General features: G+C 36.4%; 27 protein-coding genes. 21 read left to right on the top strand and 6 right to left on the bottom strand.

Annotation, left to right across the window (positions count from 1 at the left end; translation table 11 throughout):
• Positions 1–13: 13 nt before the first annotated feature.
• The 5 genes from GGQ92_RS11240 (at position 14) to GGQ92_RS11220 (ending at position 3,708) form a co-directional block, all read left to right on the top strand.
• Positions 14–601, top strand: coding sequence for an NADPH-dependent FMN reductase (locus GGQ92_RS11240; protein ID WP_184248688.1), 588 nt, complete (start codon positions 14–16; stop codon positions 599–601).
• Between the two features lie 195 nt (positions 602–796).
• On the top strand, positions 797–1,435 hold the full coding sequence (locus tag GGQ92_RS11235) for a DUF1349 domain-containing protein (protein ID WP_184248685.1): 639 nt from the start codon (positions 797–799) through the stop codon (positions 1,433–1,435).
• Between the two features lie 187 nt (positions 1,436–1,622).
• Positions 1,623–2,063 carry a cell wall hydrolase gene (locus GGQ92_RS11230; protein WP_184248682.1) on the top strand — a complete coding sequence of 147 codons (441 nt, stop codon included), beginning with the start codon at positions 1,623–1,625 and terminating at the stop codon, positions 2,061–2,063.
• 229 nt (positions 2,064–2,292) lie between these two features.
• Complete coding sequence (locus tag GGQ92_RS11225; protein WP_184248679.1) at positions 2,293–3,072, top strand: creatininase family protein; 780 nt, start codon at positions 2,293–2,295, stop codon at positions 3,070–3,072.
• Between the two features lie 75 nt (positions 3,073–3,147).
• Complete coding sequence (locus tag GGQ92_RS11220) at positions 3,148–3,708, top strand: DUF4256 domain-containing protein (protein ID WP_184248676.1); 561 nt, start codon at positions 3,148–3,150, stop codon at positions 3,706–3,708.
• A 46-nt stretch (positions 3,709–3,754) separates the two neighbouring features.
• Here GGQ92_RS11220 and GGQ92_RS11215 read toward each other — a convergent pair whose 3' ends face one another.
• Together GGQ92_RS11215 and GGQ92_RS11210 are read right to left on the bottom strand one after the other, a co-directional pair.
• The gene (locus GGQ92_RS11215) at positions 3,755–4,252 is read right to left on the bottom strand and encodes a small multi-drug export protein (protein ID WP_184248674.1); all 498 of its coding nucleotides are present in this window, start codon (positions 4,250–4,252) and stop codon (positions 3,755–3,757) included.
• A gap of 452 nt (positions 4,253–4,704) precedes the next feature.
• The gene (locus tag GGQ92_RS11210; protein WP_184248671.1) at positions 4,705–4,920 is read right to left on the bottom strand and encodes a helix-turn-helix transcriptional regulator; all 216 of its coding nucleotides are present in this window, start codon (positions 4,918–4,920) and stop codon (positions 4,705–4,707) included.
• A gap of 181 nt (positions 4,921–5,101) precedes the next feature.
• On the opposite strand from GGQ92_RS11210, the gene GGQ92_RS11205 reads away from it, so the two are divergent.
• Positions 5,102–5,842 carry a pirin family protein gene (locus GGQ92_RS11205; protein WP_184248668.1) on the top strand — a complete coding sequence of 247 codons (741 nt, stop codon included), beginning with the start codon at positions 5,102–5,104 and terminating at the stop codon, positions 5,840–5,842.
• Between the two features lie 51 nt (positions 5,843–5,893).
• Here the strand turns inward: GGQ92_RS11205 and GGQ92_RS11200 are convergent, their stop codons facing one another.
• Complete coding sequence (locus GGQ92_RS11200) at positions 5,894–6,793, bottom strand: 3-hydroxyacyl-CoA dehydrogenase (RefSeq protein WP_184248665.1); 900 nt, start codon at positions 6,791–6,793, stop codon at positions 5,894–5,896.
• A 234-nt stretch (positions 6,794–7,027) separates the two neighbouring features.
• Between GGQ92_RS11200 and GGQ92_RS11195 the strand changes: the two genes are divergently transcribed.
• The 11 genes from GGQ92_RS11195 to GGQ92_RS11145 all read left to right on the top strand — a co-directional run bounded on the left by GGQ92_RS11195 (position 7,028) and on the right by GGQ92_RS11145 (position 18,842).
• A complete protein-coding gene (locus GGQ92_RS11195) occupies positions 7,028–7,549 on the top strand; it encodes an RNA polymerase sigma factor (RefSeq protein WP_184248662.1) in 522 nt (173 codons plus the stop codon).
• Positions 7,542–8,369 carry a hypothetical protein gene (locus GGQ92_RS11190; RefSeq protein ID WP_184248659.1) on the top strand — a complete coding sequence of 276 codons (828 nt, stop codon included), beginning with the start codon at positions 7,542–7,544 and terminating at the stop codon, positions 8,367–8,369. The genes GGQ92_RS11195 and GGQ92_RS11190 overlap by 8 nt, the downstream gene beginning before the upstream one ends.
• An 80-nt stretch (positions 8,370–8,449) precedes the next feature.
• On the top strand, positions 8,450–8,821 hold the full coding sequence (locus tag GGQ92_RS11185; RefSeq protein ID WP_184248656.1) for a VOC family protein: 372 nt from the start codon (positions 8,450–8,452) through the stop codon (positions 8,819–8,821).
• 151 nt (positions 8,822–8,972) lie between these two features.
• Positions 8,973–9,341 carry an ArsR/SmtB family transcription factor gene (locus tag GGQ92_RS11180; RefSeq protein ID WP_184248653.1) on the top strand — a complete coding sequence of 123 codons (369 nt, stop codon included), beginning with the start codon at positions 8,973–8,975 and terminating at the stop codon, positions 9,339–9,341.
• Complete coding sequence (locus GGQ92_RS11175) at positions 9,334–11,448, top strand: heavy metal translocating P-type ATPase (RefSeq protein WP_184248650.1); 2,115 nt, start codon at positions 9,334–9,336, stop codon at positions 11,446–11,448. The genes GGQ92_RS11180 and GGQ92_RS11175 overlap by 8 nt, the downstream gene beginning before the upstream one ends.
• A 335-nt stretch (positions 11,449–11,783) precedes the next feature.
• Positions 11,784–13,382: a xylulokinase gene (locus GGQ92_RS11170; RefSeq protein WP_184248647.1), complete on the top strand. Its 1,599-nt coding sequence runs from the start codon at positions 11,784–11,786 to the stop codon at positions 13,380–13,382.
• A gap of 386 nt (positions 13,383–13,768) precedes the next feature.
• On the top strand, positions 13,769–14,872 hold the full coding sequence (locus GGQ92_RS11165) for an ABC transporter ATP-binding protein (RefSeq protein WP_184248644.1): 1,104 nt from the start codon (positions 13,769–13,771) through the stop codon (positions 14,870–14,872).
• On the top strand, positions 14,869–15,807 hold the full coding sequence (locus GGQ92_RS11160) for a carbohydrate ABC transporter permease (protein WP_184248641.1): 939 nt from the start codon (positions 14,869–14,871) through the stop codon (positions 15,805–15,807). The genes GGQ92_RS11165 and GGQ92_RS11160 overlap by 4 nt, the downstream gene beginning before the upstream one ends.
• A 2-nt stretch (positions 15,808–15,809) precedes the next feature.
• Complete coding sequence (locus tag GGQ92_RS11155) at positions 15,810–16,622, top strand: carbohydrate ABC transporter permease (RefSeq protein WP_184248800.1); 813 nt, start codon at positions 15,810–15,812, stop codon at positions 16,620–16,622.
• 20 nt (positions 16,623–16,642) lie between these two features.
• Positions 16,643–18,025 (top strand): ABC transporter substrate-binding protein, encoded by a 1,383-nt coding sequence (locus GGQ92_RS11150; RefSeq protein WP_184248638.1) that lies wholly within the window; start codon positions 16,643–16,645, stop codon positions 18,023–18,025.
• Positions 18,026–18,086: 61 nt separating this feature from the next.
• Positions 18,087–18,842 (top strand): glycerophosphodiester phosphodiesterase, encoded by a 756-nt coding sequence (locus GGQ92_RS11145; RefSeq protein ID WP_184248635.1) that lies wholly within the window; start codon positions 18,087–18,089, stop codon positions 18,840–18,842.
• A gap of 15 nt (positions 18,843–18,857) precedes the next feature.
• Here the strand turns inward: GGQ92_RS11145 and GGQ92_RS11140 are convergent, their stop codons facing one another.
• Together GGQ92_RS11140 and GGQ92_RS11135 are read right to left on the bottom strand one after the other, a co-directional pair.
• Positions 18,858–19,316 carry a DUF3278 domain-containing protein gene (locus GGQ92_RS11140; RefSeq protein ID WP_184248632.1) on the bottom strand — a complete coding sequence of 153 codons (459 nt, stop codon included), beginning with the start codon at positions 19,314–19,316 and terminating at the stop codon, positions 18,858–18,860.
• Positions 19,313–19,513, bottom strand: a complete 201-nt coding sequence (locus GGQ92_RS11135) for a helix-turn-helix transcriptional regulator (RefSeq protein ID WP_184248629.1) — start codon at positions 19,511–19,513, stop codon at positions 19,313–19,315. Before GGQ92_RS11135 ends, GGQ92_RS11140 begins: the two co-directional genes overlap by 4 nt.
• 136 nt (positions 19,514–19,649) lie before the next feature.
• Here GGQ92_RS11135 and GGQ92_RS11130 point away from each other — a divergent pair, with 136 nt between their 5' ends.
• The 4 genes from GGQ92_RS11130 (at position 19,650) to GGQ92_RS11115 (ending at position 24,606) form a co-directional block, all read left to right on the top strand.
• Positions 19,650–19,814, top strand: a complete 165-nt coding sequence (locus GGQ92_RS11130; protein WP_184248814.1) for a hypothetical protein — start codon at positions 19,650–19,652, stop codon at positions 19,812–19,814.
• A gap of 242 nt (positions 19,815–20,056) precedes the next feature.
• Positions 20,057–20,920: a BglG family transcription antiterminator LicT gene (gene licT, locus GGQ92_RS11125; protein ID WP_184248626.1), complete on the top strand. Its 864-nt coding sequence runs from the start codon at positions 20,057–20,059 to the stop codon at positions 20,918–20,920.
• Between the two features lie 228 nt (positions 20,921–21,148).
• Positions 21,149–23,101, top strand: coding sequence for a beta-glucoside-specific PTS transporter subunit IIABC (locus tag GGQ92_RS11120; RefSeq protein WP_184248623.1), 1,953 nt, complete (start codon positions 21,149–21,151; stop codon positions 23,099–23,101).
• 74 nt (positions 23,102–23,175) lie between these two features.
• Positions 23,176–24,606 carry a glycoside hydrolase family 1 protein gene (locus GGQ92_RS11115; RefSeq protein ID WP_184248620.1) on the top strand — a complete coding sequence of 477 codons (1,431 nt, stop codon included), beginning with the start codon at positions 23,176–23,178 and terminating at the stop codon, positions 24,604–24,606.
• Between the two features lie 151 nt (positions 24,607–24,757).
• On the opposite strand, the gene GGQ92_RS11110 is transcribed toward GGQ92_RS11115, so the two are convergent.
• Entirely contained in the window at positions 24,758–25,231 is a 474-nt protein-coding gene (locus tag GGQ92_RS11110; protein ID WP_184248617.1) for a DinB family protein, read from the bottom strand.
• Positions 25,232–25,380: the final 149 nt, after the last annotated feature.

The following is a 25,380-nucleotide window of genomic DNA, read 5'->3' as shown; positions in this document are numbered from 1 at the left end:
AGGGTTGATCAGCATGAGTTTTTTCGGAAAATTATTTAAGGAAACATCACAGGAGGAAAATACAATGAACGAAAAATTAAATATCGGGATTATTTTAGGAAGTACGAGAGAGGGTCGAGTTAGTCCGGCTGTTGGGGAATGGGTAAAAAGCATAGCAGATCTACGTGATGATGCTAATTATGAAATAGTTGATATTAAGGATTACGAATTACCTTTACTAGGTGAAGGGGACTCTCCTGGTATTGTAAAATGGAACGAAAAGCTTGCTAGCTTAGATGGTTTTGTCTTTATCGTACAAGAATATAATCATAGTATTTCTGCATCGTTAAAGAATGCACTTGATTTAGCTCAAGAGCCTTGGAACAATAAAGCAGCGGGTATTGTAAGCTACGGTTCTACAGGTGGAGCACGTGCAGCAGAGCATTTACGTGGAATTATGGGAGAATTGATGATTGCGGATGTTCGTACACATCCAACTTTATCTTTATTCCTTGATTTTAAAGATGGAGAATTTGCTCCACAAGAATTACATTTAGAAAATGTGACAATGATGTTAGACCAAGTAAATAGTTGGGGTAAAGCATTGAAAACAGTAAGATAATTGAATATGTATTAAAAATAACTGGCTCGCCTCACTTAGAGTGCACCTCTGAAGTTAGACCAAAATCTAATTTTAGGGGTTTTTTCTATTATAAAGTATGAAAGCATTTTCTTATATTTGTATGTGTAGGAATGATACTATAATTATATAGCAATAAACTAGTATGTTAGTCAGAATTGAATGGAGGTCCTTATAATGAATAATAAAATACTTGATGAAAATTTTGATAATAAAAGTTTAGATTCCTCTCTAAAATGGCATAGTGAACCGAGTGATTGGTATATAGATGAAGAGGCATCGCAACTCGTAGTAAAAACAACGGAAAAGACCGATTTCTGGCAAAAAACCCATTATGGTTTTCAAGCAGATGATGGACATTTTCTATTCAAAGAAACAAAAGAAAATTTTAGAATGACAACAAAACTCAAGCTAATTTTAAAGAATAAATATGATCAAGCTGGATTAATGATACGTTTTTCTGAAGATATGTGGATTAAGACTTCGTTAGAATACTTGCCTGATAGCTTGAGTAAGTTAGGTGCAGTAGTAACGAATCAAGGATATTCGGATTGGTCCACACAGTTAGTTGAATGTGAAGATGTAGTGGATTTATACTTCCGTGTTTCTAGAATTGGAAAAAACGGATATGTAGATTATTCATGGGATGGGGACAATTGGGAACAAATGAGAATTACTCATTTACATATTCCTGATGATGCATCTATTCAGGCGGGAGTATATGTGTGTAGCCCGCAAAAAGGTGGATTGGAAGTCCGATATGATTTTCTGACAATCGAAAAGTTAGGAAATGACCCGGATGAAGCATATTTATAAATATTTAGATTGAGTGATAAGCTAAAATTAAATTTGACTAATTTTCAGATAAGGACTCTTGAAGTTCTTATCTTTTTTTGTTTTTTCAAATGTTTTCGTGATGATAAAGAATTACTACTTACATTTTTCTTTACATTGAATAACATGATAGGAGGCTATCTCATACGATAATATGGAGGTGGAGTAAATGGCTAGAGTAGCTTATCGGAGTGCGGACGTGGATTTGATGGCTAGAATGATGAGAGCAGAAGCTGAAGGTGAAGGTAAACAGGGGATGCTATATGTAGGAAATGTTATCGTAAACCGTGCCGTAGCAAATTGTAGTGACTTTACTGATGTACGTTCGATAGAAGATGTAATCTTTCAAGTACAAGGTGGCAATTATTCTTTCGAAGCGGTTCAGAAGGGAAATGTTTTTTATCAACGATCAAGAGAATCTGAAAGAAGATTAGCAGAGATGAACTTAAAGTATTGGAGAGATCACCCTGCTAAATATGCTTTGTGGTATTTTAATCCATATGGTCCATGTCCTCCTACATGGTATAACCAACCATTTACAGGTCAATTTAAATTACATTGCTTTTACGAGCCGGCTGCAGGTACGTGTGAAAGTGTTTATTTAGGATAATTTCACCTGGAAAACGTATATGAACGGATTAATCTCAGGCTTCTAAAATAGAGGAGTCTGAGATTTTTTATGATATAAGTGTTCGAATATTACTGATGCGACAGTTTTTATGACTATGGTATCTTTATTATATGTAAATACAAATGAAATCCTATTGTCATTTAAATTGATAACGTTTTCTTGAGTGTGCTATCTGATATTAATATTGATTAGTATTGGAGTGTTGGTAATGAAAACAAATAAAGTGTTATATGAAGAGCTACTTCCAGAAGAATTTCTTAAGCGAATAAATGATTGCCCAATTGCATACTTGCCACTTGGAACGTTGGAGTGGCATGGTTATCATCTTCCATTAGGTTCCGATGGGTTACAATCAAAAGGATTCTTCATGTCTCTTGCAAATAAAATAGGTGGTATTGTTCTGCCAATGATGTATTTAGGACCTGATATCTTAGTAAAAAAAGGTGGGGACGAATACATTGGTATGGACGTTCATAGTTTTGAAGACGAACAATTTCAGCAATTAGAAGGCTCCGCATATTACGTAGAGGAGGACTTATTTATTAAAATGATAGAGGCAACACTATGGAACCTTTCCAGAGCCGGTTTTAAAATAGTAGTTGCGCATGGCCACGGACCGTCCACGCAAGCCTTTAGTAAATCTATTGAACCATTTGAAAAGAAATTTGGATTAAAGCTATTTCAATTGTGGGACTTAGGAGGAGAAGAAAATAATGGCATTATGACAGATCATGCAGCTTATAATGAGACTTCGCTGATGATGGGGCTTTATCCAGATTTGACGGATCTAGAGAAGCTTACTGACGAATCCTCTATGGTAGGAATATGGGGTGATGACCCAAGAAAGACTTCAGAACAAAATGGCAGAAAGATTATCGAAGAAAATATTAAACGTGTTGGTGATAGGTTACTTGATGAATTATCAAAGCTCAACTGGCAGCCTAGAGAAATGAATTATAGTAAGATTAAGAAGATATACGATAACTAAACGTTGAATTCCGCCCCTTTAAAAAAGGAAAAGAAAGATATACTAAGAAGTATATAAATATTGGAGGTAATTCTAATGAGGAGCAATAAAATTACATATGAACAACGTGAACAATTACTACTAATATTAGAAGAGAGATTTAACCAACATATGAATTGGCATGAAAATCTAAATTGGGATAGTGTTCAGTCTAAATTAATTCAACACGAGGAAAAGCTATGGTCCCTCTATGAAATGGAGAGAACAGGTGGAGAACCTGATGTCGTAGATTTTGATAAAGAAACGAATGAATATATCTTTATGGATTGTTCTGCTGAAACTCCGAAAGGCCGACGTAGTATATGTTACGACCGTGAAGCATTAGAATCGAGAAAAAAGCATAAACCTGAAAATAGTGCAATCGATATGGCTAACGAGATGGGAATAGAACTATTAACTGAGGAGGAATATCGCAGTTTACAAACACTCGGTGAATTTGATTTAAAGACTTCTAGTTGGATACAGACACCTGCTGAAATTAGAGAGTTAGGTGGCGCCCTTTTCTGTGACCGTCGCTATAATCAAGTGTTTGTATATCATAATGGGGCAGAATCCTACTATGGGGTGAGAGGATTTAGAGGATCACTAAAAATTTAATATTTAGGAATAGAGGCGGATATATCGCCTCTATTCTATTGAAATGCTAATCTAAATCAATGAACTCAGATAGGAAGCCTTGACGGTCTGTCTGCTGGTATAAGAAATCAATACCGTAGTAAGAAGCAATCCCCATAATAATCGTCCAGCCTGTAACACTAATCGTCATCCAGAATGTAATTCTCTTTCGTGTTCCTCCAAACCCCATCGCTAAAATAGCTCCAAAGTGACTACCGATCAAAAAAGGAGACAAAATAGCTAGACCAGGTAAGCCATATTTTTTCCAAAGGTTTGCTGCTCGTTTCTGTCTTTTCTCGGGTATGTCTTTCCCCTTCTTCTCTTTACGATTTTTCATCCATTTCTTAACGTGATCCATCATTAAGATTAAGAGCCAGATGGTAAGAATATTACCAGCGAATGCAAGGATAGCAACTGGAACTGCAGGAAGTCCAGCTGCAACTCCAATCGGAATTACTCCAACAACTTCAAAAAAAGGTGTAGCTCCTAATAGAAAAATAATTAAATAAGCAATATAGATACTCATGATGTCCTATTCCTCCGTTTCAACTTGATTGTATTTTCTCTCTTCCCACCAAAAAATCATGTACTGAAAAACCCCCATTAGTAAAAGAATTACTAACGATAACTGATTTAAGGAGTCAAATAGAACGAGCAAGACGATGGCGAAGGGAATTGCATTGGAATAAAATATATACACTTTTCTACATGCTTGAAACGTAATCCACTGCTTTCCTTCGTCTTCCTCTTTGAGTTCGTATGGTATTCAGCCGAATAGTCTTACTTTACTACTTGGATTCCTATGATTGTAGACTAAGATAGAAAGGTAGTATAAGACTAAAATAATGATGATTCCTAAGGTAATTAGGAGGGAGTACACTTGCTTTACATCTGAGTTAGGCCCACTGAAAAAAATAAAGGCTCCTAAAAGTAGAATAAGAAATATGTTGCTTAATGGCGATCGCGCAATCTTTTCAATCACTTCTTTTTCACCTCTTTTTCATTAATCCTAAAAACTTCTTCGACGCTTGTTTCAAACGTTTGAGCAATTTTTATAGCTAAGACGACGGATGGAGCATAGTCACCCTTTTCAATTAAACCAACAGTTTGACGTGTGATTCCAACGCTTTTAGCTAGATCCGTTTGTGTCATACGAAATCTTGCTCGAAGTTCACGTACGCTATTTTCAAGCATAATTAATTTCCTCTCTTTTTTATTCCTGGAAATAATGTAACAAAAGCTAGTCTAAATGTAAAGGATGATTTGCATTTTGTTAAAGAAAGATTACTTTTCTAAAGGTGTTATTCTGTATTAAAGTTCGAGAAAAGGTATAATAACAGTAAGAATGCAAATAAGGACAAGCGGGTGATAACGGATGATAAAAAAACTATCTAAGGACACGCATACACAACCTTTTAGAGGTCCGATTGCGATTACACGTATTCCCACTGGTGCAATACTAGAAGATAATGACGATTCTGCTTTTGGTCCATTAAGTTTTATTGACTATGCTACGATGCAAAAGGGTATCACGATTAAGATGCACGAACATATCAATGATGAAATCTTTAGTTATGTTTGGAGTGGAACAATGTATCACCGTGATTCAGCAGGATATGAAGTTCCAATCAATCGAGGTAATTTAATGCTAATGAATGCAGGTTCAAGCTTTTGGCATGAGGAGAAAGTGAAAGAGGACCATGTAGAAATGCTACAGATATTTGTAAGACCGAGGGAAGCTAACTTAGAACCGACCATTCAATTTCATGAGAAGCCGGTTTCGAATGAAGATTGGTACGTAATGGTAGGTCCAGAAGGAAGCGAGGCACCTTTACATGTAAGACAGCAAGTTTACATAATGGATGCACATCCGCGTAAAGGCGATACATTAAACGTGCCTAAAATGAATGGTTATAAGCCGTTTCTCTTTGTAATGGATGGTTCCATTATAATAGACGGAATAAATGTAAATAAATTAGAAGCCATAACTGATATTGATCAACCCTTATTTTCTATTGAAGTAATAGAAGATGCAACTGTTGTTTTATTTTTTGTGGATATGGATGCACCAATGTCTTTATCCGGTACAATTAGTGGAGGAACGATGGCTAAATAGATAGATGTAAAACGCCATTTCCTGGGTTCAAGGAAATGGCGTTTACTTATCTTAATTATTTAGGAAATCTGGGTTTCTATAAGAAGGGTTTGGATATTTATAAAATCCTTCACCAGATTCTATACCTAGTTTATTTTTGTCAATGTAATTCATTTTTAGGAATTCAGCGATATTTTTATACTCTTCGTTATTAGTAGCTTTTGCTTTTGCTTCTACAATGTTATAAGCAGTTCGTATCCCGACAACATCCAAAATAGCGAAAGGTCCAAGCGGCGCACCAGTGCCAATCATCCATGTTTTATCAATAGTTTCCACGTCTGCAACATCTTTTACAACTAATTTTTCCGCTGCATCAAGGAATGGAACTAAGAGAGAATTCAAAATATAGCCAGGCTGCTCTTTATGAAGAGGCAAGGCAACCATTCCAATCGCTTTAGCAAAGTCTATCACATCATCAAATACTTTCTTATTTGTTCCAGGATGCTTCATGACTTCAGCAGTATTATTTTTCCAAATCTCGTTAGCAAAATGTAGAGCAAGGAATTTTTCTGGACGTCCTGTAGCCTCTGCAAATTGACTTGGTAATAGCGTTGAAGAGTTCGTAGCAAAGACCGTTTTTTCTGGCGCAACTGCAGCTAACTGCTGGTAAAAGTCAGTCTTAATTTGAACTACTTCAGGAACTGCTTCAATAAGAAAGTCAGCGTCTTTTACTGCCTCAGCTAAATCAGAATGGAAGGATAGGCGGCTTAATGCCTGATTTAAGTCTTCTTCTGATGCTCCTAAGTCTTTTATGTATCTTGATTGAAGATACTCCATTCGTTCCTTGGCTTTTTCAATTGCTTCATCGTTAATGTCGTATAAGGATACCTTAAATCCTTTATAGGCAGTTTGAAATGCAATTTGACTACCGAGGACTCCACCACCGGCAACTGTAATATTTTTAAAATTCATACGTAATCTCCTCCTAGATGTAATACTTCCTCTATTATTATACAGGAGAAATAGAATATACGCGGGGATTTACTCCTATGTTTATAGAGAAAAAGACTTATTTTTTTATTGGAGACTCACCAGTAGTGATTTTCTTTACAATTAAGCTAGTAAATTTGCCTTAAATTTTATGTGTCTGTAGAAAACTTTTTAGCCTGTTTATTCGTGTTAGAAATGAAAGGGGGAATCCATTCGATGAAAAATTCTTTAAAACACGAGCGAGGTGTTACCATTTCGGAGAATTATCGATTTGAGAATGTCTATAACGAACATGTGGATACGGTTTATAGGGTTTGCTTTTCAATCATGGGAAATATTCAAGATGCCGAGGATGCGGTGCAATCAGTGTTTCTCAAGTATGTAGAAAGTAAACAGAAATTTATAGATATCAATCATGAGAAAGCATGGTTAATTGTTACTGCTAAGAATACTTGCTTCGATTTCCATCGAAAATGGTGGCGTAAGAAAATAGTAGACTTTGATCTTAATTCTATTGGATGGAAAGGAACAGAATCATTTCAATATAGTGATTTAGAAGAGGGTTTGAAAAAATTACCGGCGAAAACGCGGTTAATTATTTATCTCCATTATTATGAAGGGTACAAACAAGTAGAAATAGCAGAGATGCTAAAAATAAATATTAATACGGTAAAAACAAGGTTGAGGAATGCTAAAAAACGCTTGAAAATAGAAATAGGAGATGATTATCTTGAATAAAGATAAATTAATAGACTATTTTGATACAATGTCCCCAAGTGAAAATCAGAAAGAAAGAATGAAACGGGATATTATTGCTCATCAACAAGTCCCTGCAAAAGTGATGAAGAAAGGGCGTAATAGGAAACGTACTACAGTTTCTATTGGAACTATAGGTTTCAGTCTTGCCATTATATTATTATTATCTTTTTTAAATCCATTTGGGGGAAATGACATAACATATGGGATTAATTTCATTCATTCAAATGGTACATCTATAAAAATGGAGGATTATCGAGATTCCTATGAAAATTATGAAAATGGTTTTAGTACATCAGTGAGCAAAATTGAATCAAGACCAGATTTAGAGTTTTATATCGAAGGTGAAAACATTGCTAAGATAGAAATGGAATCGGAAAACGAATATTTGTATGCTGTGGACTGGACGGAAACACAACACGAAAAGTTTTGGAATACAGAGTACTTCCAAGATTTCGATGAAGAAAAACAGATTTCTATATTCTATCCGGAAAAACTATATGATAAAAAGCTTACGATGGAGTTTGATAAGGATTTTACTGAATATGATCAAATTTGGTATCGATGGTTCGCATGGGATTTATATGAGTGGGCAGCTGAAAATGATTTTGCCCAATTTACTCCTCAAGGCCACATTGATATCACTGGTTATCCTGAGGATTTATTAAAAGATACAATTACAATTACGATCACGAACCGAAATGGTGAGGTTACGACACAAGAGATTAATATAGAGATAAGTAACGAAGTACACAATGAATTACTTAGAACGATTGTAACCGCCTCTCTATCAACGGAATAAGGTACTCTTCCACCTGTAAAAATATTCCTCTTATTAGTGTATAATAGAAAGGAATACAAAAAGGCGGGGAGTGAGAAGGTATGATTATTGGATTACATCATGCGCAGGTAACAATCCCTAAGGGAGCAGAAGACAAAGGAAGAGCTTTTTATTGTGGTGTGTTAGGACTAACAGAGGTAGAAAAACCAACTTCGTTAAAAGATAGAGGTGGCTTTTGGTTAAAACTTGGTAACCAGGAGTTACATGTAGGGACAGAAGATGGATTTGATAGAACGAAAACAAAAGCGCATATAGCGTATCAAGTGAATGATATAGAATATTGGAGAAACCGATTAAAAGAGAATCATATAGAAATACTCTCCTCTATTCCGATTCCAGGCTTTGAAAGGTTTGAATGTAGAGATCCTTTTGGCAATCGGCTAGAAATGATTCAAGTAGTAGAAGCTAGATGAAATTCTATAAGATAAATACGTTAGACTGGCAGTGCCGGTCTATTTTTATTTGGTGTGCAATTCGTTATCATTCAAACATTTATTTGATTGATATAAGTTTAAGGTATACAATATATTCAAATGAATATTTGAATAGGCTTGGTGATTGGATATGAGTAAGAAAGATACGTGTGATGTTTTTTGTTATGATGAAGAAAAAGTTAATCGAATACGTAACGATATAGAGCAAACGAATATTACGGCTGCAGCAAAATTGCTAAAGGCAATTGCGGACGAAAATCGCGCTAAAATTACATACGCCTTATGTCAGGAGCAAGAATTATGTGTATGTGATATAGCAAATATAATTGGTGTGTCAGTAGCGAATGCCTCACATCACTTGCGAACTTTGCACAAGGAAGGGCTTGTGTCGTTTCGTAAAGAAGGTAAGCTTGCTTTCTATTCATTAAGTAATTCACACATCAAGCAAATTATGATGCTTGCATTAGCTAATCGTCAGGAGATGAGTGAATATGTCTGAATTAATGGAGAAAGAAATGAACACTTACCGTGTCCAAGGATTGTCTTGTACGAATTGCGCAGCCACTTTTGAAAACAATGTAAAAGAATTGCCTGGTGTGAAGGATGCTAAGGTGAATTTTGGTGCATCTAAAATATATGTACAAGGAAATACGACAATTGAAGAAATAGAAAAAGCTGGGGCGTTCGAAAACCTAAAAATCCGAGGAGAAAAAGAACGCCAAATAAAACGTGTCCCATTTTGGAAACAAAGAGAAACGATTAAAGTGTATATAGCGGCTCTTATTTTAATAATTAGCGCTTTGTATACGGGTGAACATAGTGTGATATCTACAATTGGGTATGGTTTATCTATCGTAATTGGCGGATACACCCTTTTTATAAGAGGTTTGGAAAATTTAGCTAAAGTTCACTTTGATATGAATACACTAATGACGATTGCTATCATTGGAGCTGTAATAATTGGTGAATGGCTAGAAGGCGCAACAGTGGTCATATTATTTGCTATTAGTGAGGCGCTAGAGAAGTACTCAATGGATAAAGCTCGTCAATCTATCGAATCACTAATGGATTTATCACCAAAAGAAGCTCTCGTAAGGCGAAACAACCAAGAGCAACATATTGCAGTAGAGGACATCCGCGTTAATGATGTAGTCATTGTTAAACCAGGAGAGCAATTACCGATGGACGGAATTATTATTGAAGGGAGTTCAACGATAAATCAAGCAACAATAACAGGTGAGAGTTTACCAGTTGCAAGAGATAAAGGAGAAGAAGTCTTTGCAGGAACGTTAAATGGAGAAGGCCTTTTAGAAATTAGAGTGACAAAGAGAGTGGAAGATACAACGCTGGCAAAAATTATTCATTTAGTGGAAGAAGCGCAGGCTGAACGTGCTCCCTCTCAACAGTTTGTTGATAAATTCGCTAAATATTATACACCCTTAATACTAGTAATTGCCTTATTGATTGCCGTTATTCCTCCATTGTTCTTCGGAGGAGTATGGATGACATGGATCTATCAAGGATTAGCAGTATTAGTTGTTGGTTGTCCATGTGCGTTAGTTGTGTCGACACCTGTTGCAGTAGTTACAGCGATAGGGAATGCTGCGAAGCAAGGTGTGTTAATTAAAGGCGGAGTCTATTTAGAAGAAATGGGTAGAGTGAAGGCAATTGCATTCGATAAAACTGGTACATTAACGAAAGGTAAACCAACTGTCACGGATAGTATTGTTTGGAATGGAGAAGAAAAAGAATTGCTATCGGTAACAGCAGCTATGGAACAAAACACAACACATCCACTTGCAACTTCAATTGTTGAAGAAGCGAATAGACAAGGGATACATTTTGAATCCATAGAGGTAAAAAACTTTCAATCGCTGACTGGAAAAGGCGTGAAAGCAACAGTTGATGGTACGGAATATTTTATTGGCAGTCCAAATTTGTTTCGGGATATTATTGGTTCCATTCCAAGTCAGATTGAAGCAAAAATAACACAGTTGCAAGATGAGGGGAAGACTGTAATTTCATTAGGGACAAAACAAGAGTTACTGTTAACCCTTGCTTTAGCAGATGAAATAAGAGAGACAGCGCGAGAAGTAATAGCTTCATTAAACGAGCGGCAAATAGAAACTGTGATGCTAACAGGTGACAATCGAAAGACAGCAGAAGCAATTGGTATAGAAGCAGGAATATCTACGGTTCAATCGGACTTATTACCTGAAGATAAACTATCCGTGATTAAGAAACTTCGTAGCCAGTATAAGCAGGTAGCAATGGTAGGTGACGGGGTTAACGATGCGCCTGCATTAGCCAGTTCTAATGTAGGGATAGCAATGGGTGGAGCAGGAACAGATACAGCGTTAGAAACAGCTGACATCGCATTAATGTCAGACGATTTAAGACAATTACCATATACGATTCAATTAAGTCGACGTGCTTTATCGATAATTAAACAAAATATTACCTTTGCCCTAGGAATAAAAATAGTAGCTCTATTACTTGTCATTCCTGGCTGGTTAACATTATGGATCGCGATAGCTGCGGACATGGGTGCAACTTTACTAGTCACATTAAATAGCATGCGTTTATTGAAGGTAAAAAATAAATAGACAAAAAAACGGTAGGAGCAAAATTCCTACCGCTTTTTGTTATCGGGATGTGTAACAATCGTCTGAACGAACAATAATATACAAGCTCATTAGATGATTAACCACATTGTACGTACATGATTAAAAAGACGATTGACGCTCTAAGTTAATTGATGATATGATAAGTATAACGATTACACTAAGAAACTATACGTGAAACATAATATTGTAGAGTTATAAAACATACGTACAAGTTAAGGGTGTGTGCAATCCGCTAACATATTACATTTCGTTAGAAAGTATATGTAATATAACGGGATTAACATCAATTATCTAATGGAGTTGGAGGAAAACAAATGAGTGTTCAAGTACAAAGGTTTATTGAAGATGGTAATGCAGTGCTGGGAATAGAGCTCGGATCAACACGCATTAAGTCCGTACTTATTGGAGAGAATGGTGAACCAATAGCTTCCGGTGGTCATGAATGGGAGAATAGCTATGTAGATAATATATGGACATATAGTGAAGAAGATATTTGGAAGGGTGTCCAAGATAGCTACCGAGACATGGCTAGTGATGTACAGAAACAGTACGGGGTCCAATTAAAGAAAATAGCAGCTATTGGTTTTAGCGGGATGATGCATGGTTATATGGCTTTTAATCAAGAAGGTGAGATGCTTGTTCCATTTAGAACGTGGCGCAATAATTTTACTGGACAGGCTTCAAAGGAATTAACGGAATTATTTCAATACAATATCCCTCAAAGATGGAGTATCGCTCATCTCTATCAAGCCATCCTAAATAAAGAAGAGCATGTGAAAGAAGTAAGTTTTATAACAACGATAGCAGGCTATATACATTGGAAGCTAACAGGAGAAAAAATTCTCGGTGTTGGGGAAGCGTCGGGTGTATTTCCGATTGACTTAGAAGCAAAGACATTTCATCCTACAATGATTCAACAATTTGACCAATTAATAGAGCCAACAAATGTACCTTGGAAGCTGGAAGAAATTTTGCCTGAAGTACGTGTTGCCGGTGAAGAGGCTGGTTCACTAACGGTTGAAGGTGCAAAGCTGTTAGATGTGAGTGGAGAATTGGTAGCAGGGATTCCTCTATGTCCGCCTGAAGGAGATGCAGGAACTGGAATGGTAGCAACGAACAGTGTGGCGAAACGCACTGGTAACGTGTCCGCTGGTACATCTGTATTTGCAATGGTTGTGCTAGAAAAAGAATTATCAAAGGTTCATACAGAAATAGATTTAGTTACGACACCAACAGGGAATTTAGTTGCTATGGCACACTCAAATAACTGTACCTCTGATTTAAATGCATGGGTTGGATTATTTGGTGAGTTTGCGGAAAATATTGGTGTAAACTTAGATATGGACACACTGTATGGTACATTGTACAAGTTAGCACTCGAAGGTGACAGTGATGCTGGTGGCCTATTATCCTTCGGTTATCTCTCAGGTGAGCACATGACTCACTTTGAAGAAGGCAGACCATTATTTGTTCGGTCCTCGGAGAGTAATTTCAACTTGGCTAACTTCATGCGCGTTCATTTATTCTCAGCATTAGGCGCACTTAAGATAGGTATGGATATTCTTTTAAAAGAAGAAAAAGTTCAATTGGATGAAATCCTAGGACACGGTGGTTTATTCAAAACAGAGGGTGTTGGTCAAAAAATTATGGCCGGAGCACTTAATGTACCGGTGTCAGTAATGAATACTGCTGGTGAAGGCGGAGCGTGGGGAATTGCTCTACTAGCTTCATATATGATCAATAAAGAAAACAATGAAACCTTAGATGATTTTCTAAATAATAAAGTATTTGCTAATCAAGAGGTAGCTACGATTCATCCAGATCAAGTAGATGTAACAGGTTATGAACAATTTATGGATCGTTACGTAAAAGGTCTAGCAATCGAAAGAGCTGCTGTAGAAAATTTAAAATAATTTGAATCGTGAGGAAGAGGCTTATAATAAGCTTCTTCTTTTTTTTGTTGGATCTTATGTGTAAGGGAGTTATCCGATGTTGTGTGTTATGAATCTAATGTTCACGAGAGTTATCTGATGTTGGGTGATGTGAATCTAATGTTTGATGAAGATTAATAACGGTATACCAAAAAAATTTCCTCTAACCTATATTAAATATTTCTACTAGAACCTCTGAAGCAGGACTTTTCTCACTAGTAAATCAACTATTTTATTAATTTTATAAAGGTTATGTAACGTTTATGGATAGAAAGTAAAGTTATAGATTAATTCCTGTAAATTTCCCCAAATGGTATTTTTTATATGTTTTAATGGCGTTAGAACACGTAGTGAGGAGGGAGATTTACATGAGTCATATTGAAATGGAAAATCTCAAAAAAACATATGATCATCAACAAAATGTATTAGATGGTATTAATCTCGAAATTAGCGAAGGAGAGTTTTTTGTTCTAGTTGGCCCATCTGGATCTGGTAAAAGCACTCTACTACGAATGATTGCGGGTCTCGAAGAAATTTCAGGTGGTTTATTAAAGATGAACGGAAACGTTGTGAATCATTTACGACCGAAAGAAAGAAATCTCTCAATGGTATTTCAAAATTATGCACTTTATCCTCATTTAACGGTTGAACAAAATATACTTTTTGGCCTTCATGCTCGTAAAGTGAGTAAGAGTGAACAAAAGAAACGATTAATGGAAACAGCGGAGATGATGGGGTTAGGTGACTTGTTAAAACGAAAGCCTAAACAATTGTCAGGTGGACAAAGACAGCGGGTTGCATTAGCTCGTGCAGTTGTTAGTCAAGCACCAATTTGTCTAATGGATGAACCACTATCTAATTTAGATGCAAAGCTACGTGCACACATGCGTATGGAAATTAAAAGATTACAGCAGCAATTAGGTTTAACTCTTGTTTACGTAACACATGATCAAGTAGAAGCGATGACAATGGGAGACAGAATTATGGTCCTTCATGACGGAGAAATACAACAAGTGGGAGATCCTATCACGTTATATAATGAGCCAGCAAATTTATTTGTAGCATCCTTTATCGGCTCACCAAAGATTAATTTAACACGCGCTAAGGTACAAGATAACCAGCTTTATATTACAGATGAATTGAAAATTCCATTGAGAGATACCTTCCTACCAAAAAAAGAGTTGATTGTTGGCATTCGCGCAGAGCATATTCAACATGCCACCGATGAAACGGCGACACATGAATTAGAGGTAATAACTGTCGAACATTTAGGCAATGAAACATCGATAACGTTCTCTGTAGGAAACGATTATTGGACGGCAAAGTGGATTGGACAATGGCAACTAAAAGCAGGAGATAAAGTAAAAGTTTCCCTTACTGAAGAATATTTAAGCTTCTTCGATCCAGTAACAGAGGAGCTTATTCAGCCTGCTAGAGTTCATGCAAAAGAAGATGAGGTTGTTGCAATATGACAGAGTTTGTAATCCAATCAGAACAAGCTTATGCGAAAGTATGGAACAAAGCTAGGAAACGACAGCGACTTCATTCATTCTTAAAAGGGTTATTATTCTTACTACCTTCAATTCTATTATTTAGTGTGTTTCTATTTTATCCATTGGCTAAAACAATTTACTTAAGCTTTTACTTGACAGATGCTAGTGGTGCAACGACTGTCTATGTTGGATTAGAGAATTATAAACAACTCTTTATATCCCCAATTTTTCAGAAAAGTCTAGAAGTGACCTTCTTGTTTGTCGTTTATACGGTGCCTGGAACGATTGTAATAAGTTTGTTTCTCGCATTATTAGCAAATGAAAAATTAAAAGGAATCGGGATATTTCGAACGATATTTTCCTCAACAATGGGAATATCCGTTGCCGCTGCTTCTGTATTTTGGATGTTTTTATTCCATCCAACGATTGGCTGGTTAAATCAAATGTTAGCCACATTTGGGGTCGATTCAATAGGCTGGTTAACGGATCCGGATTGGGCATTGTTTTCCGTCTCAATTTCTACCATTTGGATGAATATTGGGTTTACCTTTCTCATCTTATTAGGCGGATTACAATCGATTGATCGCTATTTGTATGAAAGTGCTGATATTGATGGTGCGGGCTACTTTTATAAACTGCGACGAATTACAATACCGATGCTTTCACCAACACTATTCTTTGTTATTACGGTTTCATTTATTAATGCATTTCAAACGTTTGGACAAGTAGATATGTTAACACGCGGCGGTCCGCAAAATGAGACAAATGTGATTGTTTACTCGATTTATCAGGAAGCATTTATGAATTACAAGCATGGAGCTGCGAGTGCACAAGCTATTATTCTTTTTATACTGATTCTCCTTCTGACATTTATTCAATTCAAACTTGGTGAAAGGAAGGTGCATTATCAGTGAGGATGCCAATCTATCAAAAGCTCACCTTTTATGCATTATTAGTAGTTTCAGCTTTTCTAGTGTTTGCGCCAGCTATCATTGCCCTTTCAATGAGCTTTATGTCTAACCAAGAAATTATGATGGGAAATTGGCTGCCATCCTCCTTAACACTAGATAACTATGTACACGTATTAGAAAATTCTCGGCTGCTACATTTTTTTATTAATAGTCTCATCGTCTCACTCGTCATTATGCTAGGACAGCTAACACTATCAAGCCTTTCTGCGTATGCGTTTGTGTTCATTAATTTTAAAGGAAGAGATTTATTGTTTTTTATCTTTATAGCTACTATGATGGTACCTTTTGAAGCTTCTATTATACCAAACTTTCAAACAATCCGAGATTTAGGTTGGATGAATACATACTCTGGCTTAACGATTCCATTTTTTGCGATGGCTTTTGGAACCTTTCTATTGCGACAGTCTTTTAAACAAATACCAAAAGAGTTAAAAGAGGCGAGTGAAATTGCCGGAATTGGTGATTGGAAATTTTTCTTGACCGTTGTTTTACCGATGGCTAAGTCGAGTATCGTCACGCTAGGAGTATATGGATTTTTGACATCATGGAATATGTATTTATGGCCTTTATTAGCAACGACAGATGATACAACAAGAACTGTCCAAATTGGTTTACGCCAACTGCAGTCCCAAGAGCAGTTAAACGATTGGGGAATGATTATGGCAGGAGCAATTATTGTAGTTTTACCAACGTTAATCTTGCTTTTCCTCGGTCAAAAAAAGCTGCAACAAGGACTTGCAGAAGGTGCTTTAAAATAAATGTAATGGGGGAATGTAACATGAAGAAGTGGTTAACAGTAGGTTTCGTTATTTTTTTAACACTGGTATTAGCAGCTTGTACAAATGCAGAAGCAAGTGAGGATCAAGCGGAGACGGAAACATCTACAAATCAGGAGACGGAAACTCCTACTCCTAGTGAGGATACAAATGAAAAGCAAGTCGTCACCTTCTGGCACGCGATGGGTGGAGCGGCTCAAGGAGCACTTGAGAAAATTGTAGATGATTACAACAATTCTCAAGATGACATTCAAGTAAATGCAGAGTACCAAGGTACGTATGACGAAGCACTGACGAAGTTTCATACTGTTGCGGGAACGGAGACAGCACCCACCATGATCCAGGTGTTTGAAATTGGAACGATGTCAATGATTAATAGTGGACATATTGAACCTATTCAAAACTATGTAGATAAAGACAATTACGATATGACTGGATTAGAAGAGAATATTATTAATTACTACAAAATTGATGATACGTTTTATTCGATGCCATTTAACTCTTCAACACCCGTAATGTACTATAACAAAGATGCATTTGAGGCAGCAGGATTAGATGGTGAAACACCACCACGTACATTCGAAGAAATTATGGAGGCAAGTAAAGCTATCCATCAAAATAACTCAGAAATGAAGGGATTTGCGCTTCAAGCATATGGTTGGTTATTCGAACAACTATTAGCAAATCAAGGTGCGCTCTTAATGAACAATGATAATGGCCGAACAGATACTCCAACAGAAATTGGATTTACAGAGGAACAAGGAAAATCCATTTTCCAATGGGTAGAAACAATGATAGAAGAGGAGACGTTTGCTAACTATGGAACGGATGGAGACAGCATGGTTTCAGGTTTTCTAGCGGGAGATGTTGCTATGTTTATGCAATCTTCAGCTAGTGCGAGAGATGTGATTGATAATGCAGATTTTGAAGTCGGAGTAGCATTCATTCCACACCCTGAGAATACCGAAAGAGAAGGGGTAGTAATCGGTGGAGCAAGTCTGTGGATGGTTGACGATAAAGACCAAGCGGAGAAAGATGCGGCGTGGGAATTTATGAAATACTTACAAACTAAAGAAGTGCAAGCAGAATGGCATGTAGAAACAGGCTATTTTGCAATTAATCCTGAAGCTTATAACGAAGAATTAGTGAAAGATGCATATGCGGAAATGCCTCAATTACGAGTAACCGTAGATCAATTGCAATCAACCACTTCCTCTTATGCGACACAAGGAGCAATCATGGATATGATTCCAGAAGGACGTCGAATTATCGAAACAGCTTTAGAAACCGTGTATAATGGTGGGGAAGTAGATGAGACGTACCAAAATGCTGTAGACCAGTTGAATCAATCGATTGAAAGTGCGAATGCTGCAAGAGGCGAATAAATAAGAGAAGCCAGCAAGGGAGTTCCTTGCTGGCATTTCTACCAAATCGAGAGGTGAGGAAATGACGAAAATATATGGACATCGTGGGAGTAAAGGGAATTATCCAGAAAATACGCTGTTAGGTTTTCAAAAAGCAATCGAACAAGGGGTGGAAGGCTTAGAAATAGACGTACATTTAACAAAAGACGGAGAGATTGTTGTTATACATGATGAGACGTTAAGTAGAACAACTGATGGAGAAGGAGCAATTAAGGATTGTACACTTGCCGAAATTCAGCAGCTTAGTGCAGGAAATAAATTTCAGCACTTTGCAAAATATGAATCGACTTGGAATCAGGAGAAGGTACCGACATTACAAGAAGTAATGCAGTTATTAGACGGTACCGATATTGAATTGAATATTGAATTAAAAACGTATATTCATACGTATCCAGGTATTGAGGAAAGATTACTGAGCGAGGTCCAGCGATATGCTCCAAATAGGAAAATCATCTATTCTTCGTTTCATTTACCGACATTATTTCGATTAAAACAGTTAGATTCAAATGCAGATATAGCATGGTTATTACAAGATCATGTACCGCATCTTGCTGATTATATGACGACATTTCAGCTGGAAGGTTTTCATTTGGATAAAGATTTAATGTTAGATGCAGATGTTGTTATGTCAAAACAACTGGCAAGCTATACTCGAGTATGGACAGTTAACAAAGAGGAGGAAATAAACCAGCTCCTTCAACTAGGTGTAGAAGCGATTATTACCGATTATCCGGAGATAGCAGTAGCAGCTAAACAATCCATTATCGGGGTGAAGTAATTCACCCCGATACATTTATTCGATTAAATCTTTGTTCTTCTCGTAAGAACGTTTTAGAGAAATGTATTCAAATATAAATAAGACAACTCCCCCGGAAACAGACATACCAATTATGTCTACCCATTCATTTAGATTGGTGGGAAAATTCACAAATAGAACTTGAAGAGAGAGAAAAAGAACCACAAAACCGATCGATTTTATTCTCGTTACACGAAGTTGTTTTTTATAGTCGACCTTCGTTGCAATATCGGTATATTCTATCCCTGATAGGATATATCTTGAAAATACATAAAATCCAAATATACAGATGGCTATGACTATAGTAGGCTTCGCACTTATCTGAAAAAAATTACTCATAATAAACATGACAATCAAATAAAGAATGACGATAGTAGCTCCTTCTGAAATGAAATAAAGTAGCTTCTTTTCTTTGTATTCATCCTCCGGCAATAAGAAAGAAATCCAGGATTTCATTCTGCATCTACCTCCCAAAAAAGTTCGTCTAACGTTTTATTAAGTTCTTTAGCAATTGAAATACATAGCTGAAGACTGGGATTATATTTCCCTTTTTCAATCAGTCCAATTGTCTGTCTTGTCACACCAACTTTTCTTGCTAATTCCTCTTGTGTTATAGAGGCATTCATTCTAATAATTTTCACATTATTTTTCATAATCAATCCTCTTAATGCAATATATATGTTACTTATGTAAGATATATATTACATGCATAACGATAATAAGTCAAGAGGAAAAAGGAATGAGAGTGATAAGACAGGTAAAGAATAAGGAGAAAAAGGAGGGAAACAAGTGGAATCCAATCAGCCAAAGCAAACGACAAATAAGGTAGAGCAGAAAGAAATGTCCTATAACGAAGCAATTCAATGGATGGCGGAACATACAGGAGGAAGAGGAACATCGATTTTTAGCAATACCGATGCTGAAGAAGTAAGAAAAAAGAATCAATCAAAATAATGTGTGTTTATATAAATATGATGCGTGCAAGTGCACGCTTTTTTGATTATTAGAAAATTTTCACTAAGAAAAAAATCATGAAATAAATGTTATATAAAGTTATGTCAAATGCAACTTTCAAGTAAAAAGTTACAGTAGAAATCAATCTATTTTCCCTGCCTTAAAATTCTTCACTATTGCAAAAATAAAAAATTCATTACACAATAGGTATTAAAATATAGGTAAAAAGGGTGGTGAGGAAAATGGAAATTAAGAAAGTATTTAACAACAATGTAGCATTGACGTCAAACGAAAGTAACCAAGAGGTCGTTGTTATGGGGAAGGGATTAGCTTTTCAAAAGAAACCCGGAGACACGATAGACACAGATAAAATTGAAAAAACCTTTATACTCCAAGATAAAGAGACCTCGGAAAAACTAAATCAATTGTTAAGCGGAGTTTCCGAAAAATACTTGGGTATCGTTTCAGAAATCCTTGATTATGCGAAATCCAAATTACCTTATAGCCTTAATGAATTTTTGTATATCGCACTAACGGATCATATAGACTATGCCATCACTAGACACCGCGAAGGTATTTCGCTTAAAAATACACTTTCATATGAAATCAGAAAATACTATAAAGCAGAATACCAAATTGGTTTAGAAGCGCTAGATTTGATTGAACAACATACAGGAATAAGGCTAGAAGAAGATGAAGCAGCATCCATTGCTCTCCACCTTGTAAATGGTGGCTTTTCTGAAGAAAATATGACGAATGCTATCCAAGTAACAGAGATAGTAAATAATATAATTAATATTGTAAAATACCATTATCAAATGGAATTAGATGATACTTCAATAAATTATGAACGCTTCCTAACCCATCTTCGATTCTTTGCAATTCGGTATATTCGACAAGAGAAAATAGAAGATACTGTTGATGACTTTTTCTATGAACAAATTAAACAAAAATATCATATAGCATTTGATTGTGCCAAGAAGATAGAAATCTATTTAAGAGAAACTTTTAATTGGAATATTTCACGTGATGAAGAAATTTACTTAACGGTTCATATATCAAGGGTTACCCGTCGACAAGCGAATGTCGATAAAATTCGAGATTAGTTGAAAACGGTTGATAATTTTGTTGACACCAAAAAGAAAGCGTGTTACATTGATAGTGAAATTGTTTTGCAAAACAATAAATAACTTTAGTTTTAGGAATGTTACCTAATTTGGGCATAACCTGGACTAATTTGAAACACACTATGGCCGTACTATACGTACGGAGTGTGCCTTCAGATTAGTTCAGGTTTTTTTATTCGAAAAATTGAATGAGAGTTGGTGAATACAATGAGTTATGAAAAGTTAGCTAAAGACATTATCGAAAATGTTGGCGGAGAAGAAAACGTCAATAGCGTTGTCCATTGTATCACTCGTCTCCGCTTTAAGTTAAAAGACGAGGAAAAAGCAAATACAGATGTACTAAAGAATATGGATGGCGTTGTTACAGTAATGCAAAGTGGTGGACAGTACCAAGTGGTTATTGGTAATCACGTTCCAGATGTATATAAAGCAGTTGTAGCAGAAGGTGGATTCCAATCAGAAAAATCGGTTGAATCAGATGAGTCTTCATCTGAAAAGAAAGGTAACTTGTTTAGTCGATTTGTTGATATCGTTTCCAGTATTTTCACTCCGATTTTAGGCGTATTAGCAGCCTCAGGGATGATTAAAGGTTTTAACGCTTTATTTATAGCTTTAGGATGGTTGAGTGAGGACTCCGGAACATATGCGATACTAAATATAATTGGAGATGCCTTATTTTATTTCTTACCTGTATTTCTAGGCTACACTGCAATCAAGAAGTTTGGCGGAAGTCCATTTATAGGAATGGCAATAGGTTCGGCACTTGTGTATCCGACCGTTAGTGAATTAATGGCTGGTGAAGCCCAGTATACGTTATTTACAGGTACGTTATTCGAATCTCCTGTGCATGTCGAGTTTTTAGGAATACCTGTAATTTTAATGTCTTATGCATCCTCAGTAATACCTATTATACTTTCGGCTTACTTCGCTGCTAAAGTAGAAAATGGGTTAAAGAAAGTTATTCCAGATGTGATTAGGACATTCGTTGTACCGTTTTTAACATTACTAATTATTATTCCATTAACGTTCTTGATTATCGGTCCTATCGCAACATGGGCAGGACAAATGGTAGGTTCCTTTACGATTTGGATATATGAATTAAGTCCGATAATTGCGGGTATTTTCCTAGGAGGACTATGGCAAGTCTTTGTTATCTTTGGCCTTCATTGGGGACTAGTACCAATTGCAATCAATAATTTAATGGTTATCGGAAGAGATCCAATCTTAGCTTTAATGTTTGCGACGACTTTCGCACAGACTGGTGCTGTATTAGGTGTTTGGCTAAAAACAAAGCAACAAAAATTAAAAACTTTAAGTATTCCTGCGTTTATCTCGGGATTATTTGGAGTAACAGAGCCTGCTATTTATGGGGTAACACTTCCGCTTAAACGACCATTTATTTTCTCTTGTATCGCAGCAGCGGTTGGTTCAGCGATTATTGGTTTATTCGGTACACTAGGTTATACAATGGGGGGGCTCGGAATTTTCCAAATCCCTTCCATGATTCACCCTGAAGAAGGTCTTAACTTTGCATTTTGGGCTGCTATAGTAGCGATGGTTGTTGCATTCGCACTAGCTTTCTTATTAACTTACTTCTTTGGTGCTGTGAACCGTCAAGAACAAACAACTCCTGTTACGGATGAAGTGACACAGCCAAATTCAGAAGTAGAAAAAGCAAAAGTAGTAACTACTAATCAAAATGGAGAAGAGAGCATCATTCAAAGTCCTCTTACAGGGCTCGTAATTCCATTATCAGAAATTAAAGATGCAGCCTTTGCATCTGGCGCTTTAGGGAAAGGGGTAGCAATTGAGCCTACGATTGGAAAAGTAATTGCCCCTGTATCTGGTACAGTTACGGCTCTTTATCCTAGTAATCACGCAATTGGAATTACATCCGACCAAGGTGCTGAAGTACTAATTCATGTTGGAATGGATACCGTACAACTTGGTGGAAAGCACTTCGTTTCTCACACAGCTCAAGGTGAACGAGTGGAAAAAGGTAAGCTATTAATTGAATTCGATATAGAAGCTATTAAGCAAGAAGGTTACGAATTGACGACACCAGTCGTAATTACAAATAGTGACGCTTTTGATATGACAATAGCGGATACAAAGGAAATTGAATCAACAGAAAATTTATTAACTTTACGTGCAAAATAAGTGGTTATCATAGAAAGGTATTTCTATTACAGAAATGCCTTCCTATGTACTAATATATAGAAGGAGGAAGCAACATGTCTTACAAATTTCCAGAAGGTTTCTTATGGGGTGGCGCAACTGCTGCTAACCAATTTGAAGGTGGATTTCATGAGGGGAATAAAGGATTAAATATAGCTGACGTATTACCAGGTGGTAAAGAGAGAATATCTATACTTAAAGATCCAGGGTTCGATTTTGAAATTGATCCTGAAAAATTTTATCCAAACCATGAAGGAATTGATTTCTATAATAGATATAAAGAGGATATCGCACTCTTTGCAGAAATGGGCTTCAAAGTATTCCGTACTTCCATTGCATGGACGCGCATTTTCCCTAATGGAGACGAGCTAGAACCAAATGAAGAGGGTTTGGCATTCTATGATCGAGTATTTGACGAACTATTGAAACATGGTATCGAGCCTGTAGTTACAATTTCGCATTACGAGATGCCTGTTCATTTAGTAAAAGAATATGGTGGCTGGCGTAATCGTGAAGTAGTTACATTCTTTGAACGATATGTAAAGGCAATTTTTAATCGATACAAAGACAAAGTTAAATATTGGATGACATTTAATGAAATCAATAGTGGTCTGATGATGCCAATTATGGGTCTTGGTTTCTCTGTTCATAAAGAAGAAGATAAATACGGACCGACTTTCCAAGCATTCCATCATCAATTTGTAGCAAGCGCAAAAGCAGTGAAGCTATGTCATGAAATGATGCCAGAAGCAAAAATAGGCTGTATGATTATTTACGCGCCAGTTTACTCTTATGACAGTAACCCAGAAAATGTTATGCATGCAATGGAAGAATCTAATATCTTTAACTATTTCTGTGCGGATGTTCATGTGAGAGGAGAGTATCCAGGATACATTAAACGATACTTTAAGGAAAATAATATTCAGCTAGACATAGAAGATGGGGATTTAGAGCTTCTAAAAGAAGGAACGGTTGATTATATCGGTTTCAGTTATTACATGTCACGTACTGAGAAAAAAGATAAATCAGATGTAGAAGGTATTAGTGGTAATATTATGGAAGGTATTAAAAACCCATTCCTTGAGGCGAGTGATTGGGGTTGGGAAATTGACCCTATTGGTTTACGTATATCATTAAATAATCTATATAGCCGTTATCAAGTACCTTTATTTATCGTAGAAAATGGACTTGGCGCTTATGATAAAGTTGAAGAAGATGGGTCCATTAATGATGACTATCGAATTGATTATTTACGCAAGCATATTGAACAAATGGGTGAAGCGATTGAAGATGGTGTTGAATTAATGGGATATACTAGCTGGGGATGTATTGACCTTGTAAGTGCATCTACAGGTGAGATGTCGAAGAGATACGGCTTTATCTATGTAGATAGAAATGATGATGGTAGTGGAACACTTGAAAGAAGCCGAAAAAAATCCTTCTATTGGTATAAAGATGTTATTGATTCAAATGGTGAAAAGTTATAAAAGAAATTCAGATTTCCTATTAGTCAGTTGATATCATAGAATAGAGAAGAACGCTTGGAGTTGGAGATTATCCAAAACTCTAAGCGTTCTATTTCTTTCCTATTATATAGTAGGTAATATTTGACTAGCGTAAGCAGTTTACACGCAAGTCCTATTTCATTTCTTGCGTTGGTCCCATAATTGGTGGTACACCTAGTCCTGCTTGACGCAACAATACAGTCATTTGTCCACGATGGTGTGTTTGATGATCGATTAAAATTCGAAGTAATTGTCCTCTTGGAACTTTTCCACCCAGACCATCAACCTCAGTTAACATATCTTCATCTTTAAAATTCTCGATTGCATTTTTTTCAATCGAAACTGCTACCTTTTTATAAGAGTCCATAATTTCTTTGATGGTGTCTGGAGCTTGATCATCTGCGGACACTCCATCGATTTGTAAGCCAGCAAGTCCACCGAACATTGCTGCAGCAGTAGTTAAATGCCAAGCGAGCCACCCTAACGAACTATGGCCTTCTACAATAGATTGGCTTAGCTTCTCATCGGTAATTGATTGGAAAACGTCTAATGTACCTTTTGAGGAATTTTTCCAATCTTGAACAAAGTCAGTTGCATTTCTATACATTCTATCAGCCCCGCTTTCTAATATTCTCTTATTATGATAGCCAGAACTAGGTATACAAAACAATGATTATGCTTTTTGTTAATTATGCTAGGAGTATGCGAGGCTTGGAAGTTGTAAATAATCAAAATAAATGTGTAACTATTTTCCTT

It is taken from the genome of Gracilibacillus halotolerans (genome assembly GCF_014206945.1).
GTDB lineage: Bacteria > Bacillota > Bacilli > Bacillales > Amphibacillaceae > Gracilibacillus > Gracilibacillus halotolerans.
Note: the sequence above shows the minus strand (reverse complement) of the source record. Positions and strands in the feature narration are given on the sequence as shown.

What these genes read in the sequence shown, in the direction of transcription:
- GGQ92_RS11240 (WP_184248688.1), top strand. Translation starts at nt 14, where the DNA reads ATGAGTTTTTTCGGAAAATTATTTAAGGAAACATCACAGGAGGAAAAT.
- GGQ92_RS11235 (WP_184248685.1), top strand. Translation starts at nt 797, where the DNA reads ATGAATAATAAAATACTTGATGAAAATTTTGATAATAAAAGTTTAGAT.
- GGQ92_RS11230 (WP_184248682.1), top strand. Translation starts at nt 1,623, where the DNA reads ATGGCTAGAGTAGCTTATCGGAGTGCGGACGTGGATTTGATGGCTAGA.
- GGQ92_RS11225 (WP_184248679.1), top strand. Translation starts at nt 2,293, where the DNA reads ATGAAAACAAATAAAGTGTTATATGAAGAGCTACTTCCAGAAGAATTT.
- GGQ92_RS11220 (WP_184248676.1), top strand. Translation starts at nt 3,148, where the DNA reads ATGAGGAGCAATAAAATTACATATGAACAACGTGAACAATTACTACTA.
- GGQ92_RS11215 (WP_184248674.1), bottom strand. Translation starts at nt 4,252, where the DNA reads ATGAGTATCTATATTGCTTATTTAATTATTTTTCTATTAGGAGCTACA.
- GGQ92_RS11210 (WP_184248671.1), bottom strand. Translation starts at nt 4,920, where the DNA reads ATGCTTGAAAATAGCGTACGTGAACTTCGAGCAAGATTTCGTATGACA.
- GGQ92_RS11205 (WP_184248668.1), top strand. Translation starts at nt 5,102, where the DNA reads ATGATAAAAAAACTATCTAAGGACACGCATACACAACCTTTTAGAGGT.
- GGQ92_RS11200 (WP_184248665.1), bottom strand. Translation starts at nt 6,793, where the DNA reads ATGAATTTTAAAAATATTACAGTTGCCGGTGGTGGAGTCCTCGGTAGT.
- GGQ92_RS11195 (WP_184248662.1), top strand. Translation starts at nt 7,028, where the DNA reads ATGAAAAATTCTTTAAAACACGAGCGAGGTGTTACCATTTCGGAGAAT.
- GGQ92_RS11185 (WP_184248656.1), top strand. Translation starts at nt 8,450, where the DNA reads ATGATTATTGGATTACATCATGCGCAGGTAACAATCCCTAAGGGAGCA.
- GGQ92_RS11180 (WP_184248653.1), top strand. Translation starts at nt 8,973, where the DNA reads ATGAGTAAGAAAGATACGTGTGATGTTTTTTGTTATGATGAAGAAAAA.
- GGQ92_RS11175 (WP_184248650.1), top strand. Translation starts at nt 9,334, where the DNA reads ATGTCTGAATTAATGGAGAAAGAAATGAACACTTACCGTGTCCAAGGA.
- GGQ92_RS11170 (WP_184248647.1), top strand. Translation starts at nt 11,784, where the DNA reads ATGAGTGTTCAAGTACAAAGGTTTATTGAAGATGGTAATGCAGTGCTG.
- GGQ92_RS11165 (WP_184248644.1), top strand. Translation starts at nt 13,769, where the DNA reads ATGAGTCATATTGAAATGGAAAATCTCAAAAAAACATATGATCATCAA.
- GGQ92_RS11160 (WP_184248641.1), top strand. Translation starts at nt 14,869, where the DNA reads ATGACAGAGTTTGTAATCCAATCAGAACAAGCTTATGCGAAAGTATGG.
- GGQ92_RS11155 (WP_184248800.1), top strand. Translation starts at nt 15,810, where the DNA reads ATGCCAATCTATCAAAAGCTCACCTTTTATGCATTATTAGTAGTTTCA.
- GGQ92_RS11150 (WP_184248638.1), top strand. Translation starts at nt 16,643, where the DNA reads ATGAAGAAGTGGTTAACAGTAGGTTTCGTTATTTTTTTAACACTGGTA.
- GGQ92_RS11145 (WP_184248635.1), top strand. Translation starts at nt 18,087, where the DNA reads ATGACGAAAATATATGGACATCGTGGGAGTAAAGGGAATTATCCAGAA.
- GGQ92_RS11140 (WP_184248632.1), bottom strand. Translation starts at nt 19,316, where the DNA reads ATGAAATCCTGGATTTCTTTCTTATTGCCGGAGGATGAATACAAAGAA.
- GGQ92_RS11135 (WP_184248629.1), bottom strand. Translation starts at nt 19,513, where the DNA reads ATGAAAAATAATGTGAAAATTATTAGAATGAATGCCTCTATAACACAA.
- licT (WP_184248626.1), top strand. Translation starts at nt 20,057, where the DNA reads ATGGAAATTAAGAAAGTATTTAACAACAATGTAGCATTGACGTCAAAC.
- GGQ92_RS11120 (WP_184248623.1), top strand. Translation starts at nt 21,149, where the DNA reads ATGAGTTATGAAAAGTTAGCTAAAGACATTATCGAAAATGTTGGCGGA.
- GGQ92_RS11115 (WP_184248620.1), top strand. Translation starts at nt 23,176, where the DNA reads ATGTCTTACAAATTTCCAGAAGGTTTCTTATGGGGTGGCGCAACTGCT.
- GGQ92_RS11110 (WP_184248617.1), bottom strand. Translation starts at nt 25,231, where the DNA reads ATGTATAGAAATGCAACTGACTTTGTTCAAGATTGGAAAAATTCCTCA.